A 12,594-nucleotide genomic window follows, 5' to 3' on the forward strand; every position below is an offset into this window, starting at 1 on the left:
AAAAAAGCATCAGGCATGCCGTGGAGGGAATGCCTGATGCTCTGCGGTATAGCCCTGCCGAAGCAGGGGCGTAGGTTAGGCGTAGCTGGTGAGCTGCCAGGTTACCGCCTTGCCGCTATAAGGAGGCATGCGGTTGCTCTTTGCGATCGGCGCGGTGGTGGTAGGCGTGCCGACCACTTTCCAGACGCCGCTCTCAGGGCAGGTTTCACCAGTACGTGCAGTCGTGCCGATAGGCTTTTTCATCTTCTTCACTCCCGTGGCGGGTTGAAGAAACGGCCCAAAAGAGTAACATCCCAGGTAGTAGGCCCGGATGTGGTCTGTGGAGCGATCGGTGATGGCGCCACGAACCATCCGACCGATCAGAAGGCGGGACCGTTGGCGCGGTTCCGCCTTCGTCGTTTCTGCATGAACAGCATGCAAGGACTCCCTTAACCCGCTCTTCATCACGTTGTCAACGCGGATCCGCGAAATCAGATCCGCAAAATGGGTCTTTCATGTGGAACCGCATATCCGGGTCTGATATGCAGACGTAAATTGATTGGAGACTCGTATGGCACGCTCAACCTTCAGCCCACCCCCCGGCCCTTTCGTGAAGCCGACGGTCTTGTCAGTGACGCTTGGCCCAAAGCTCATCCAGACCGAGACGCCAATTGTAGCTGGCTTCATTACCGCTGGTGCTCTCGCGCCTGACAACTACGTTATTCCCAGCTTCGATCCGCGAACGAAGAAAGGCTATCAACGCCCTCCACAGCAAACTCGGATTAATGAGCTGGCTAACGATCTAATCAAAGGGCGCGTAGATCTTCCGACCTGCATTCTTTTAAATGTTAGGGGGCGAGAGGCTCGGCATGCATATTCGGACGATAAGCTAGATTTGAGCGCGCTAGCTAAAGTAAGCTCAGCCGGTAGGAAGAATAATTACATATTTCATGTGGTTGATGGTCAGCATAGAATAAAAGCTCTAGAAAAATTAATTCAAGAAGAAGATGAAGAATTGTGGTCCAAGTACCAAATTCCATTTGTCTGCATGCTTGGTGCAGATGAAGGTGAAGAAATGGAGCAATTCTACACCATAAATACCAAAGCAAAGCCCGTAAGGACTGATCTTGCCTATGAACTTCTCACGCAAAGATCAAAAAATGACGAAAGCATAGTAGATGCTTTAGCCGAAAAGGGGCAGGACTGGATTGTCAAAGCGCAGAACATAACGCAAAAACTTAGCGACAATAGTCCTCCGTGGCGTGGAAGAGTCAGATTTGCCGCAATGGAAAAAGGGCAAACCATCCTTCCGGCTGCATCAATGGTCACATCTCTTAAACCGCTGCTGTCATCCCCGTATTTTGGGATGCTGGATATAGATACTCAAACTAAGATAATTGACGCATTTTGGCGTGGACTTAGAAGTTTCATGGAAGATCCATTCGATCAACCGAATGGGTATGCCTTACAAAAGGGTGTAGGGGTAATTGTTCTGCATTCTGCTCTCGTATCTATATTAGAACTTGTGAAATCCATGGGACTTTCGGTTTTAGAACCGGAGTCCTATAGTTCCGTCCTAGAAGAGCCTCTTCGTCGTCTACAAGGAGATGACTCATACGGCACCCCTGTAAGCGGCATCGATTTTTGGAAGGTCGCTCCCCATGGCGCTGCGGGTTCGTATTCTAGCAGTGCTGGGCGTCGCGTTTTGATCGCAAAGATCCAAGCATCTCTCCCTCGAGTTAAGGTGCAGTAGACCGCTGATTTCGGATTGGGTTTTATATCTGATCCGAAAATCAGGATTTTTGCATCGGGACGGGAATGGCGGAAATCAGCGATCTTTCCTGATACAAAAATCTGATGCAAAATCGTGCCATGATTTATGGCTATGCGCGCGTCTCGACCAATGGGCAGGACCTGGCCCAGCAACTCACCCAGCTTGAGGCCGCCGGTTGCACCAAAATCTTCCGCGAGAAGATCAGTGGTGCGTCGGCCGAGCGGCCCCAGCTTAAGCGCGCGATTGGCGCGCTTGATCCTGGCGACGTGTTGATGGTGACGGCCACGGACCGGCTTGCTCGGAACACGCGCGACCTGTTGAATACACTTCACATGGTAAAGGAGGCTGGCGCTGGCTTTCGCTCGATCGCGGAGCCGATGCTGGACACGACCTCTCAACTTGCCGAGGTCGTGATTGCCGTCTTGGGCGTAGCGGCGAGTTGGGAGAGGCAACGGATCATCGAGCGCACCACCGCTGGACGCGCGCAGGCCAGAGCGCGGGGCGTGAAGTTTGGGCGTAAGGCCGCCCTCACCCCTCACCAGCAGGCCGAGGCGCTCGAAAGGCTCGCCGCTGGTGACACCCAGCGCACAGTCGCGGCGCTGTTCGATGTGAGCCAAGCCACCATTTCACGCTTGATTGGCCGATAATCAACGGGCATGACCACATGCAAACATGCGGTCATGTAAGGATACCCACATGCCAACAATCGCGATTATCAGCCAAAAGGGTGGCGCGGGGAAAACTACCCTCGCCTTGCATTTGGCCGCTGCTGCCGAGGATTCCGGGCATACCGCGCTAGTGATCGACCTGGACCCGCAGGCGACGGCGAGCCAATGGGCGGCCTGGCGGCAGGATGCGCCCCCGATCGTGATCGACAGTGCCCCCCCTCGCCTCACCGCCAAGATCGAGCAGGCCACGGCGCAGGGCGCGCAGTTCATAGTGATCGACACCCCGCCCCACGCCGATAGCGCCGCCAGCGCTGCCGTCGAGGCGGCGGACCTGGTGTTGATCCCATGTCGGCCAAGTGCGTTCGACCTAGCCGCGATCAAGACGACTGCCAGCCTTGTGAAGATGCGCGGCAAGCCTGCTTTCGTGATCTTCACGGCGGGAAGCCCGACCGCCCCGCGCATGTATGAGGAAGCGGCGCAGCTCGTGCAGGACTATGGGTTAGACGCTTGCCCGCACCATATCGCGGATCGTGCTGCTTTCCGCCACGCGGCGGCCGAGGGGAAAACGGCGATGGAGGTCGAGCCGAATGGCAAGGCGGCCGATGAGGTGCGCGAGCTTTACAAGTGGACATGCGGGCATGTAAACATGCAAGCATCTAGGAAGCGGAGGGCTAGCGCATGAGCCGGAAGGGATCATTGCTTTCATTGCGGGATCGCGATTCTGCGCCGTCGCCGGTGGCGACCGAGCCGGAGGCGCGGACGGCTGCGCCGATCGCCAGCAGCACCGGCAGCAGCCCGGTTGCGCCGAGCCGTCAGGGCAAGAAGGCGATGACGGGCTATTTCAGCCCGGAAATGTCGTTCGCCATGCATATGACCGCGCGCAAGCATGGGATGAGCTTGCAGGATGCTATGGCCGAGGCGTTTAACGACTGGCTCCGCAAGATGGGGGAAAGTCCTGTAGGCAAGTGAGCATGTTCACATGCAAACATGTTGCGGCGGGGCAGCCCACGGCCCGAATGCGGACTTGATGACCATCGACAACATATCTTCTCGGCATGTGATCCTCTCAGGCTGCTCTGGCGGCGGCAAATCCACATTGCTGACGGACCTGGCTGGTCGAGGGTTCGGAACTGTATCGGAACCCGGCCGCAGGATTGTAGCCGAGGAACTGCGTGGTGACGGCAAGGCGCTGCCTTGGGTAAATCTGGGCGCTTTCGCGACACGAGCGATCGAGGTGGCTGCCCAGGATCGTAATATCGCTCAAGAGCAAGGTAATTGGACGTTCTTCGATCGCGGCCTTGTGGACGCGGCAGTTGCGCTTCAACATGCAACGGGCCGAGCGGCCTCGGTCACGCTTGCCTCTTTTCCTCGATACTATCGCCTTGTTTTTCTGACACCACCTTGGCCGGAGATCTATGTCAGGGATCGGGAACGCCAACACGATATGAGCGAAGCGGTTGCTGAATACGAGCGCCTTGTGATCGCTTACCGCGAACTCGACTATGAACCGATCATTCTTCCGAAAAGCTCAGTCGCCGAAAGATCGCTTTTCGTGCTGAGCCACCTCATTTAGGGGCAGAAGACAACCTTCTTCGGCCATTCAGCCCGTAGTTTCAGGTGCCTAGAACGCGACATAAATTGCACCGGGCCGGCCGTAACTGCCCTTGTTGGAATTTAGTATTTCTGGTAGCTAAATATTATAAATACCAGGAAATTGATTCACATGGCCAAGCCGCTTCGCCTCACCAAGGCACCAAAAACCGGAAAAGCTCTCGTTCCCATTGCCAGCAGCGCGGGATTGGCGTCTGAATTGAAGGCGCTGACGGATCGCCTCTCGGACGATCCCGGCGTGAAGAAATTCACTGTCACTGTGAACAAGGAAACCGGTATCGCAAAGGCCACCGCCGTTGGGCATCGTGGCCAGACCTTCACGCAGGAGGTGGTTGGGCCGGGGTTGACCGCGACGATGACCTATACCCCCAAAACCAGGGGCGGGAAGGCGGCACGGGATCAGAACATCGTCGCGCTCTACGAGCGTGATTTGACCCAGATGGAGATTGCGGAGCGCCTCGACGTGTCCCAATCGACTGTGTCCAACGTCCTGCGCCGTGAAGGCCTTCGCTGAACCGCAACGTAGGGTGGCCGATATAAGGGCGCGAACCGCCCAAGCAGGCTGTGGCACTCAGGAGTCCGCTTTCTGCAGTTCGCCGACCAAAACCCGCTAAGCTGGAAACCACCCCTTGTTACACAGAGATGTTTACATGTGGGCAAGCCCACATGGGGTCAGCGCAGCGGTTTGCGTTCGTGCCGTTTCTTGCAGAATCCGAGGAACGCCCCGGCGGGGCTTTTCAGTTCGGGCTTGCCCATGTCGTGCCACCACGACACCCATTCGTCATAGAGCGCGTAGACATCATAGCCTGGCGCGGCCGTCTTGGCGTCGTGCATGGTTTCTGGGTCGATATAAGGCGCATCGTCATCGACGGTAACTGGATCGGGCTTGCTCTTGAGGCCGGAGCGGTTGCGGAACAGGATAACGTCATCGGTCATCGTCACCGCATAGTCGGGGAAATGGCCGTGGTCAGCATCATGCTCGCAGACCTTCTTGACCAAGGCCCGGAACACCCGAAGAGGGCTGTTGGAGCCGCATTTCTTCTGTAGCAGTTCCAAGCCGATCTTCCATTCGTCCTTCACGCCGCAATGCTTGCGGGCCAGCTCATACATGCGCCGTTCGAAGGGCTTGCGAAGCCGGAAATAGTCCCGGTGGAGGGTCAGGACGTTCTTGCTGATGATGGAGCGATACACCCATTCCGACAGGGTAATTTCGAGGTCGAGCATCCGGCCATCGAACGTCTTGCGGGTGATATTGGCTTCTTCAATCAGGCCGAAAATCCGCGTCTCCTCGACGCCGCCGGTCTGGATATTGGTTCGCACGGTGGTTCCGCGCAGGCGGGTGAGGGCATCGGCCATCAGCCGGTAGCCTTCGCCGCTGGTCTGCCGGTTGGTGGCAACGAGCATGTCATAGGCTTGCAGGCGCACAGTGCGGCTGGGCTGCTCGCCCTGGTTCATCTTCGCGACGAGCTGCGAAATGCAGTAGATCAGAATATCCTTGTCATGGATCGTCGCCAGCCCTTTGCCCGATGGGATAATCTCGATGACGTTGCCGTTATGCTCATAGCGCCGCGTCCGGTTGTCGGGCTTGGTCGAGAGTGAAAAGACCGGATGCTCCATCGAGGCCATGTCGTCCTTCGGGATCGCGTCCAGCACGTCGCAGATGAACAAGTCCTGGTTGGGGTGGCGCACCGGCAGCAGGGGCGTCCGATCGTCGCCGTCCACGACGCTGGCGGATGCAACGTCAAACAGGGTAGGGGTGGAGTCTATCGTCATTTCAGTGACAGAGAGCTACTATCGTCATTTCACATACGCAAGCGGATTATCGTCATTTCAGATTCATCCCTGCTGCTATCGTCATTTCGATTACGCTTGGCGGGCGGCGGCCTATCGTCAGAGTGGATTCACCCTATCGTCACTCTGGAATCGCTTTTTCGTCATAGTGGATTCACCATAGGCCGATTTTCTGTAAATAAATACCATTATATCAAGTAGTTACTGGAGTACCAAAATCCCGTAACACATCACTTAACCCATATTTTAACACTAGGCCGGGTTGTGGATGACTTCAGGCCGCGTGATTTCTGAGAGGGCAGAGGGCGCGGCTTCGCCACGCTAAAAGGACGACCGCTAACGCGGTCGATGCAATTTGCTTGTTGGAATCAGGATGGGACGTTGGTGCTCAACCAGCAGCAACAACACAAGCGGCAAGGTCAGAAATTGGCTTTCCAGAGACGCCAGGCGGATAGGGTGCGACCCCTCAGCCGGGATCGGATAATCCTGAGAACTCGCGCTGATCGTAATATCGAATCTTCTCCACGATCAATGGGGCCTGGCCCTGGAGCATCAATAGCTGGTCAGTGGGCCGCATCCGCATGATCTCATCGGGGTTCATCAGGTTGCGGGCGCTGATTTGCGTGCTGGCTGACCGGGTGAGCTTGCCGCCGTCGATCATGCTGGCTTTGGAATAGCCCGCCGTCTGATATTCGAGGGTTTCCTGGCCCAGCGTTTTCGACAGCAGTTCGGCCGTGGCGAGGTCGTTCACCCCGAACGCCTGAAACACCCCGGCGTTCGACATGAAGGTGCCTGCGCGCTCGCCATAGAGGGCGCGCAACTGGTGCATGTCCTGCAAGATCGGCCAGAGCTGCAACCCGTATCCGGCCATCAGGCCCATTGCCCGCTCGACGGGTTCCAGCCTGCCCAGGGCGGCGAACTCATCGAGCAAGAACAGGACGGGCCGCGCGGGTTTGGCAGGCGAGCGCGCCATGTCGGTGAGCGCCTGGGCGACCAGCAGGCGCAACCAGCGCGAATAGGCGTCGAGCCGGTCAGGGGGGAGGCAAAGAAACACCGTGGAAACCCCTTCCTTCAATCCTGCGAAGGTGAAATCCGAGGCCGATGTGCTGGCGACGATCCGAGGGCTATCGAGAAAATGAGTGTGCCGCTGGGCCGACGACAACACTCCTGCGGCCTCGCGGTCGGACTTGCCGAGCTGGCGGTTGGCGGCACGGGCGATCAGGCCACCGGCGCCGCGGCTGTCCTGCATGAGGGTGAGCAGATCAGCGAACGCCTTGGGAGCCAGTGTCAGATAGTCGCGCACCGTCGCCAGCGTGCGATGCTCGCGCTCTTCATGGACGACCGCATAGAGGATCAGCCCGGCGATCAGCGCCTTGGCTTCCTCGTTCCAATGGGCATCGCCGCCTTGGCCTGCCGGATCGTGGACCAGGGCGTCGGCCAGCGTCATCGCATCTTCGGCCAGATCGAGGCTGGCGGGGTCGAGCCGGTCGAGTGGATTGTAGCGGGCAGGGGGTTGCCCGGAAACCTCGAACGGATCGAGGCACCAGACCTTGCCCTTGGTGGCGCGCGCCCTAGCGGTGACGCGGGCGTTCTCGCCCTTGGGGTCGATGCAGATCACCGAGCGGTCGAGGGTGAGCAGATTGGGAATGATGGTGCCCACGCCCTTACCGCTGCGCGTCGGGGCCATAGTCAGCAAATGGGCGGGGCCGTCATAACGCAGCAGCTTGCCGGATTTGGCGGACCGGCCAATGAGCAGATCGCCGCCATTGGATTCCAGTCCGCGCACATCGGCCCGCGATCCGAAGGCGGCCGAGCCGAGCATATCGTTGCGCCGCATCCCTTGGTTGAACTTCCAGACCGCGACCCCGAACGCCACCAGAGCTGCCCAGGCGATTGTGCTGGCGATGGATTCCGGGAGCAGCTTGCCGAGCAGCCATTGCGTGCCGACCAGGACGATAATGCCGCCGACGACCGCGAAACCGCCACTGATACCCCGTTCACCCCCGATCAGCGGCCCTGCCATCATTCCTTCTCCTTCAGCCGCTTCAGCAGGGGAGCCATCAGTGTGTGATCGCGCTCGCGGGTTAAGAACAGCGGCAGTTCGCGTTGCAGCAGGGGCGCGAGCTGGCGGCCCGTGGGTGTATCCTCTTCTATGTGGTGGAGGATGAACGCGCCGAGCATGATGCGCTCGCGGGTTTCGGCTTTGCGGCGATCGGCGGAGACGCGCGCCTCCAACGCCTTTCGTCGTTCACGCAACCGCCGCTCATCCTCGCGCATTTTCTCAAGGCGTTCTTCAACGGGTGTGCGTGCCATGCCGTCCTCCTATGGCATTTCGCTATAGCAAAGGGAACGTAACAAGGCTACCTTAACGAAGATAAGGGCACGCTTATACATTGCTTCGCAATGTGCGTGGTCCTCGTGGGGGCTTTGCCCCCGCCGGACGGCTTCCCCCTTAAGTGAAGGAAGGAAGAAGGCGCGCGGCCCGTGGCGATCTATCATTGCTCCGTCAAAGTCATCTCGCGTGGCACCGGGCGCAGCGCGGTCGCCGCCGCCGCCTATCGGTCGGGCGAGCGGTTGACCGACGAGCGCCTTGGCAAATGCCACGACTACACGCGCAAGTCGGACATCGAACACCGCGCAATCATGGCTCCCTTGTCCACGCCTGACTGGATGCTCGATCGTGCTCAGCTCTGGAACGGCGTGGAGGCGGCCGAGAAGCGCAAGGACGCCCAGCTTGCCCGCGAGGTGGAAATCTCTCTTCCGCGTGAACTGGACGCGGAGGGGCGGCGCGCCCTGGTCGACAGCTATGTGCGCGAGCAGTTCGTGTCCCAAGGCATGATTGCAGACGTGTCGCTGCACCGGGGCCATTCGGCAGATGGGCAGGAGCAGCCGCACGCGCATGTCATGCTGACCATGCGCGACCTGACCGGCGAGGGGTTCGGGAAGAAAAACCGGGACTGGAACGCAGCCGAGCGGCTTGAGGGGTGGCGCGCGGCATGGGCCGACCATGCCAACCGTGCCCTGGCGCGTGCCGGACGCGATGAGCGGATCGACCATCGTTCCTTGAAGGATCAGCGCGAGGCGGCGCGGGAGCGGGGGGACGCAAAGAAGGAAGAGGCGCTGGACCGCGAGCCGCTGGGCAAGGTGCCCTTGTCGGCGGTGGCAATGGAGCGCAAGGGCACGCCCACTGATCGCGGCGACGAACAGCGCGGGGTGCAGGCGCGTAACTGCGAACGGCGGGAGCTGACGCAGCAGCTTCGCGAGATTAGCGCCAGGATCGCGGAAACAATGCGCGGCCTGGGCGAGAAGGCCAAGGACATGGCGCAGGGGCTACGTGATCGTCTCAGTGCTGCATGGGGGCGTCAGGATCAGGCCGCCGATCGCGGCGCGGCCGAGCGGATCGCGGAGGCGACGGCGCAGCGGGGCGAGCGTGATAGTGACATTCCGGAGCCGGGGAGTGCGGCCGACCGCATCGCTTCGCGTATCGACAAGGCGCGCAGGCCCGACCAGGCCGAGCAGAACCGGCAGCGTCAACGTGACAAGGATAGGGGTCGCGAGCGATGAGCGATGACAGCGACGACCCGGTGATGGCGCTGCTGGCGACCCAGAGGGCGGTGCTTGCGGCGGTGGAGAATCTGGTGGGCCAGGTCGAGGTGATGCAAACCAAGGTGGACGCCATGGGCGAGACACTGGCCCAGCTCGTCGCCGGCAATGTCAGCGCGTCCGGTGCCGGCGTCGATCGCGTGATTACGCTGGGCGACAGGTTCAGAGCGGCGACGGCAGAGGAAGCTGCGCGCGATCCAGAGCTAAGGGCGGCACAGGGGAATTACATTGTGGCCCAGGCGATCGCCAAGGGGCTGAATAAGGGCGATCCTGACGGCGCGGCCCGCGATGCGGCGCGGGCACGGGAATGGATTGCGGATCAGCTTGATCGGGGGCGAGTTTTCGAGCCGGGCAAGGTGCGGAGCGGTGAAAACGGCACGGTGGCGGTGGTGGAGCCGATCCATGAGGAGATGTTTCCGGGACGCGTCAGGGCGCAGCGGCATGATCGGGAGCGATAATATCCTGCCTATTATGATTGACGGCACCAGGAAGGGGCGGCGCGCTCTATCCAACTTGATACGATCCCGCTACGGGTATAAGCACGAAATGAGAACATAATGAGAACAAATTTAATGTTGAAGCTCACCATGCATAGGATCGAAAGCGTATGAAATGGAAGCTGATTGACCTGTTTTCAGGTGCCGGCGGCATGTCCCTTGGCTTTGCTGATGATCGCTTCTGCGGCGGGTTCGATCCGATCCTGGCGATAGATAATGACCGGGCCGCCATCGAGACGCATAAGGCAAATTTCTCTGGTGATGCAGTCTGCGGCAACATTGAAGATTGGTTGGATCGGACCGAAGTTCCGGCTGCCGATATCGTGATAGGCGGTCCTCCTTGCCAGGGCTTCAGCTTGCTTAACAAAAAGCGGGATGGAGATTCTCGCCGTGCCCTATGGGAGCCGTATCTTGACATTGTTCGACGGTCCGGCGCGCGCATGTTCATCATGGAGAACGTAGCAGAGCTGTTCCGCTCCCCCGAACTGGTTGCGATCCGTAAAAAGGCGGAAAAGATCGGTTTCAAAACGGACGCGGCGATCCTCAATACGGCGGACTATGGCGCTCCGCAAACCAGGCGGCGGACGATTGTCATCGGTTGGCGGAAGGGTGTGTGGGCACCGCAGTTTCCGCCTCTTCCGACCCATGCAGACCCCGGAACGAAAACAAATCGTCGCCCGTGGGTCACGGTACGGGAAGTCATTGGTGATTTGCCCGAACCTGTAGAGATCGAGATTCAGGGCGAAGCACCCCTTAATCTTCACATTAGAAGAACGCCGACAGAGAAGAGCATGGCCCGATACCGAGCCGTGCCACCCGGCGGCAATCGCTTCGATCTTTTGCGGAATGCACCCGAGATTACCCCGGACTGCTGGGTCAGGAAAACATCAGGCGGCACGGATTTGTTCGGGCGTCTCTGGTGGGATCGGCCGTCGGTCACGATCCGCACCGAGTTTTATAAGCCGGAAAAAGGGCGCTATCTCCATCCCGATCAGCATCGCCCGATCACGCATAGAGAAGCGGCCAGGCTTATGGGTTTCCCCGACGATTTCCGCTTTTGCGGGACCAAGGTTGAGATCGCGAGGCAAATCGGAAATGCGGTGCCCCCTCCATTTGCTGGGTCGCTGGCGCGTATGGCGGCCGATGTGCTGATGCCTGCCAAAATGACGGCGTAACTGCTATATGGCTAAGCGGGTTATTCCCTCAACCGACAATCAAAACGACGTCGAGAAGTTGAAAGGCCTTCTCGACGATTTCCTGAAGCTGCAACATGATCCTGATCTTCGGGTTAAGGTGCGAAGTCTTATCCCTGCAATGCAGGGGTTAAGGAATCTCGGCTGTAGTTTGATTCCGGCGCAACTGGCCGATTCCGCCCGAGAGCGCATTATCGTCTATTTGCAGCGTTACCCCATGACGCTGATCGATGGCGATGAGTTGCTGATTGTGTCCGGCATTGGTGAATGGGCCAGACGGGTGAGGGAACTGCGCGTTCAATTCGGTTGGCTCATTTGCAGCGGTGTTACTTTCAAGGAAATGGTCGATGCCGATCCTGAGAGCGCAGCCGAGATCGGCGGAGGGCTTGGAGTAAATCCGGCGCAAATCCGGCCCGACCAATATGTCTTGGTCAGCACGACCCAAGATCGGGACGCGGCTCACCGCTGGAATATGCTGAACACTATCCGCCGAAAGCCATTGGGCGTGAAGGCAAAGCTGCTGGAGTATTTCCGTGCGAATGTCGGGAAACCCGTTTCGCTTGAGGAACTGAAATATCTTGCCGGAAAGGCGAACGAATGGCCTCGTCGTGTCAGGGAACTCCGCACGGAAGAAGGGTGGCCGATATCCACACGCATGCAAGGCCGAGAGGATTTGCCGGTCGGCAGCTATGTGCTTGATGAGGATAAGCAGGCTCCCGAACATGATCGCAAGATACCGGATGATGTTCGTGTCTCAGTGCTTGAGCGGGACAAATTTTCATGTGTCGTTTGTGGTTGGAACAGGGCGATGCTCACTCCCGACGATCCGAGGAAATTTTTGGAGCTTCATCATCTAATCGAGCATAAGGCAAAGGGTGGGAATACCGTCGAAAACCTCGTGACCATCTGTAATGTGCATCACGATCAGGTTCACGCCGGCCGCTTGCTGTGGGATGGTCAAAGCTGGGTTCGGTCAGGCTAACCGCCGTGGATCGGATTACTCCTGCTCAGCGAAGCGCGAATATGGCGCGGGTGCGCGGCAAGGATACAGGCCCGGAAATGGTTGTTCGGCGTTTGGTTCACCGCATGGGTTATCGCTACCGGCTGCATCGAAAAAATCTTCCTGGAAAACCGGATTTGGTCCTGCCACGCCATAAGCTGGTGATTTTTGTGCATGGGTGCTTTTGGCATCGTCATGCCGGCTGTTCACGATCGACTATGCCGCAGACGAGGGCCGACTTCTGGGAAGCAAAATTTGCGGCCACCGTCGAACGGGATCGCGCCCAGATTGCTGCGTTGAAAATAGCCGGATGGCGTGTTCAGGTGATTTGGGAATGTGATCTGCGGGATCTGGGTCGCTTAGAAAAAAGCATCAGGCATGCCGTGGAGGGAATGCCTGATGCTCTGCGGTATAGCCCTGCCGAAGCAGGGGCGTAGGTTAGGCGTAGCTGGTGAGCTGCCAGGTTACCGCCTTGCCG

General features: G+C 58.8%; 15 protein-coding genes. 11 read left to right on the top strand and 4 right to left on the bottom strand.

Features of this window, described 5'->3' with window-relative positions; genetic code table 11:
* Positions 1-75: 75 nt before the first annotated feature.
* Positions 76-243 (bottom strand): hypothetical protein, encoded by a 168-nt coding sequence (locus IE122_RS18440; protein WP_229814359.1) that lies wholly within the window; start codon positions 241-243, stop codon positions 76-78.
* Positions 244-550: 307 nt separating this feature from the next.
* Here IE122_RS18440 and IE122_RS17290 point away from each other — a divergent pair, with 307 nt between their 5' ends.
* From IE122_RS17290 to IE122_RS17315, 6 genes are all read left to right on the top strand, one after another.
* On the top strand, positions 551-1,732 hold the full coding sequence (locus IE122_RS17290) for a DGQHR domain-containing protein (protein ID WP_189622498.1): 1,182 nt from the start codon (positions 551-553) through the stop codon (positions 1,730-1,732).
* Positions 1,733-1,851: 119 nt separating this feature from the next.
* Positions 1,852-2,400 carry a recombinase family protein gene (locus IE122_RS17295; RefSeq protein ID WP_189622499.1) on the top strand — a complete coding sequence of 183 codons (549 nt, stop codon included), beginning with the start codon at positions 1,852-1,854 and terminating at the stop codon, positions 2,398-2,400.
* A 49-nt stretch (positions 2,401-2,449) separates the two neighbouring features.
* Entirely contained in the window at positions 2,450-3,103 is a 654-nt protein-coding gene (parA, locus tag IE122_RS17300) for a ParA family partition ATPase (RefSeq protein ID WP_189622500.1), read from the top strand.
* Positions 3,100-3,390, top strand: coding sequence for a ribbon-helix-helix domain-containing protein (locus IE122_RS17305; RefSeq protein ID WP_169576884.1), 291 nt, complete (start codon positions 3,100-3,102; stop codon positions 3,388-3,390). The genes parA and IE122_RS17305 overlap by 4 nt, the downstream gene beginning before the upstream one ends.
* A gap of 58 nt (positions 3,391-3,448) precedes the next feature.
* Positions 3,449-3,994, top strand: coding sequence for an AAA family ATPase (locus IE122_RS17310; protein WP_189622501.1), 546 nt, complete (start codon positions 3,449-3,451; stop codon positions 3,992-3,994).
* Between the two features lie 150 nt (positions 3,995-4,144).
* Positions 4,145-4,546, top strand: coding sequence for a sigma factor-like helix-turn-helix DNA-binding protein (locus IE122_RS17315; protein ID WP_189622502.1), 402 nt, complete (start codon positions 4,145-4,147; stop codon positions 4,544-4,546).
* Positions 4,547-4,704: 158 nt separating this feature from the next.
* Here IE122_RS17315 and IE122_RS17320 read toward each other — a convergent pair whose 3' ends face one another.
* From IE122_RS17320 to IE122_RS17330, 3 genes are all read right to left on the bottom strand, one after another.
* On the bottom strand, positions 4,705-5,805 hold the full coding sequence (locus tag IE122_RS17320) for a replication initiator protein A (protein ID WP_189622503.1): 1,101 nt from the start codon (positions 5,803-5,805) through the stop codon (positions 4,705-4,707).
* Between the two features lie 484 nt (positions 5,806-6,289).
* The gene (locus IE122_RS17325; protein WP_189622510.1) at positions 6,290-7,846 is read right to left on the bottom strand and encodes a type IV secretory system conjugative DNA transfer family protein; all 1,557 of its coding nucleotides are present in this window, start codon (positions 7,844-7,846) and stop codon (positions 6,290-6,292) included.
* Positions 7,846-8,136, bottom strand: a complete 291-nt coding sequence (locus IE122_RS17330) for a mobilization protein (protein WP_189622504.1) — start codon at positions 8,134-8,136, stop codon at positions 7,846-7,848. The genes IE122_RS17325 and IE122_RS17330 overlap by 1 nt, the downstream gene beginning before the upstream one ends.
* A 171-nt stretch (positions 8,137-8,307) precedes the next feature.
* Here IE122_RS17330 and mobQ point away from each other — a divergent pair, with 171 nt between their 5' ends.
* The 5 genes from mobQ to IE122_RS17355 all read left to right on the top strand — a co-directional run bounded on the left by mobQ (position 8,308) and on the right by IE122_RS17355 (position 12,553).
* Positions 8,308-9,387 carry a MobQ family relaxase gene (gene mobQ / locus IE122_RS17335; RefSeq protein ID WP_189622505.1) on the top strand — a complete coding sequence of 360 codons (1,080 nt, stop codon included), beginning with the start codon at positions 8,308-8,310 and terminating at the stop codon, positions 9,385-9,387.
* The gene (locus IE122_RS17340) at positions 9,384-9,884 is read left to right on the top strand and encodes a hypothetical protein (RefSeq protein WP_189622506.1); all 501 of its coding nucleotides are present in this window, start codon (positions 9,384-9,386) and stop codon (positions 9,882-9,884) included. The genes mobQ and IE122_RS17340 overlap by 4 nt, the downstream gene beginning before the upstream one ends.
* Before the next feature lie 149 nt (positions 9,885-10,033).
* Positions 10,034-11,098 carry a DNA cytosine methyltransferase gene (locus IE122_RS17345; protein WP_189622507.1) on the top strand — a complete coding sequence of 355 codons (1,065 nt, stop codon included), beginning with the start codon at positions 10,034-10,036 and terminating at the stop codon, positions 11,096-11,098.
* Positions 11,099-11,105: 7 nt separating this feature from the next.
* Positions 11,106-12,098: an HNH endonuclease gene (locus tag IE122_RS17350; protein ID WP_189622508.1), complete on the top strand. Its 993-nt coding sequence runs from the start codon at positions 11,106-11,108 to the stop codon at positions 12,096-12,098.
* A gap of 5 nt (positions 12,099-12,103) precedes the next feature.
* Positions 12,104-12,553, top strand: coding sequence for a very short patch repair endonuclease (locus IE122_RS17355; protein WP_189622509.1), 450 nt, complete (start codon positions 12,104-12,106; stop codon positions 12,551-12,553).
* Positions 12,554-12,594 lie beyond the last annotated feature (41 nt).

Source organism: Novosphingobium colocasiae (genome assembly GCF_014652555.1).
GTDB lineage: Bacteria > Pseudomonadota > Alphaproteobacteria > Sphingomonadales > Sphingomonadaceae > Novosphingobium > Novosphingobium colocasiae.

What these genes read in the sequence shown, in the direction of transcription:
- IE122_RS17345 (WP_189622507.1), top strand. Translation starts at nt 10,034, where the DNA reads ATGAAATGGAAGCTGATTGACCTGTTTTCAGGTGCCGGCGGCATGTCC.
- IE122_RS17325 (WP_189622510.1), bottom strand. Translation starts at nt 7,846, where the DNA reads ATGGCAGGGCCGCTGATCGGGGGTGAACGGGGTATCAGTGGCGGTTTC.
- IE122_RS17305 (WP_169576884.1), top strand. Translation starts at nt 3,100, where the DNA reads ATGAGCCGGAAGGGATCATTGCTTTCATTGCGGGATCGCGATTCTGCG.
- IE122_RS17320 (WP_189622503.1), bottom strand. Translation starts at nt 5,805, where the DNA reads ATGACGATAGACTCCACCCCTACCCTGTTTGACGTTGCATCCGCCAGC.
- IE122_RS17315 (WP_189622502.1), top strand. Translation starts at nt 4,145, where the DNA reads ATGGCCAAGCCGCTTCGCCTCACCAAGGCACCAAAAACCGGAAAAGCT.
- parA (WP_189622500.1), top strand. Translation starts at nt 2,450, where the DNA reads ATGCCAACAATCGCGATTATCAGCCAAAAGGGTGGCGCGGGGAAAACT.
- IE122_RS17340 (WP_189622506.1), top strand. Translation starts at nt 9,384, where the DNA reads ATGAGCGATGACAGCGACGACCCGGTGATGGCGCTGCTGGCGACCCAG.
- IE122_RS17290 (WP_189622498.1), top strand. Translation starts at nt 551, where the DNA reads ATGGCACGCTCAACCTTCAGCCCACCCCCCGGCCCTTTCGTGAAGCCG.
- IE122_RS18440 (WP_229814359.1), bottom strand. Translation starts at nt 243, where the DNA reads ATGAAAAAGCCTATCGGCACGACTGCACGTACTGGTGAAACCTGCCCT.
- IE122_RS17330 (WP_189622504.1), bottom strand. Translation starts at nt 8,136, where the DNA reads ATGGCACGCACACCCGTTGAAGAACGCCTTGAGAAAATGCGCGAGGAT.
- IE122_RS17295 (WP_189622499.1), top strand. Translation starts at nt 1,852, where the DNA reads ATGATTTATGGCTATGCGCGCGTCTCGACCAATGGGCAGGACCTGGCC.
- IE122_RS17310 (WP_189622501.1), top strand. Translation starts at nt 3,449, where the DNA reads ATGACCATCGACAACATATCTTCTCGGCATGTGATCCTCTCAGGCTGC.
- IE122_RS17350 (WP_189622508.1), top strand. Translation starts at nt 11,106, where the DNA reads ATGGCTAAGCGGGTTATTCCCTCAACCGACAATCAAAACGACGTCGAG.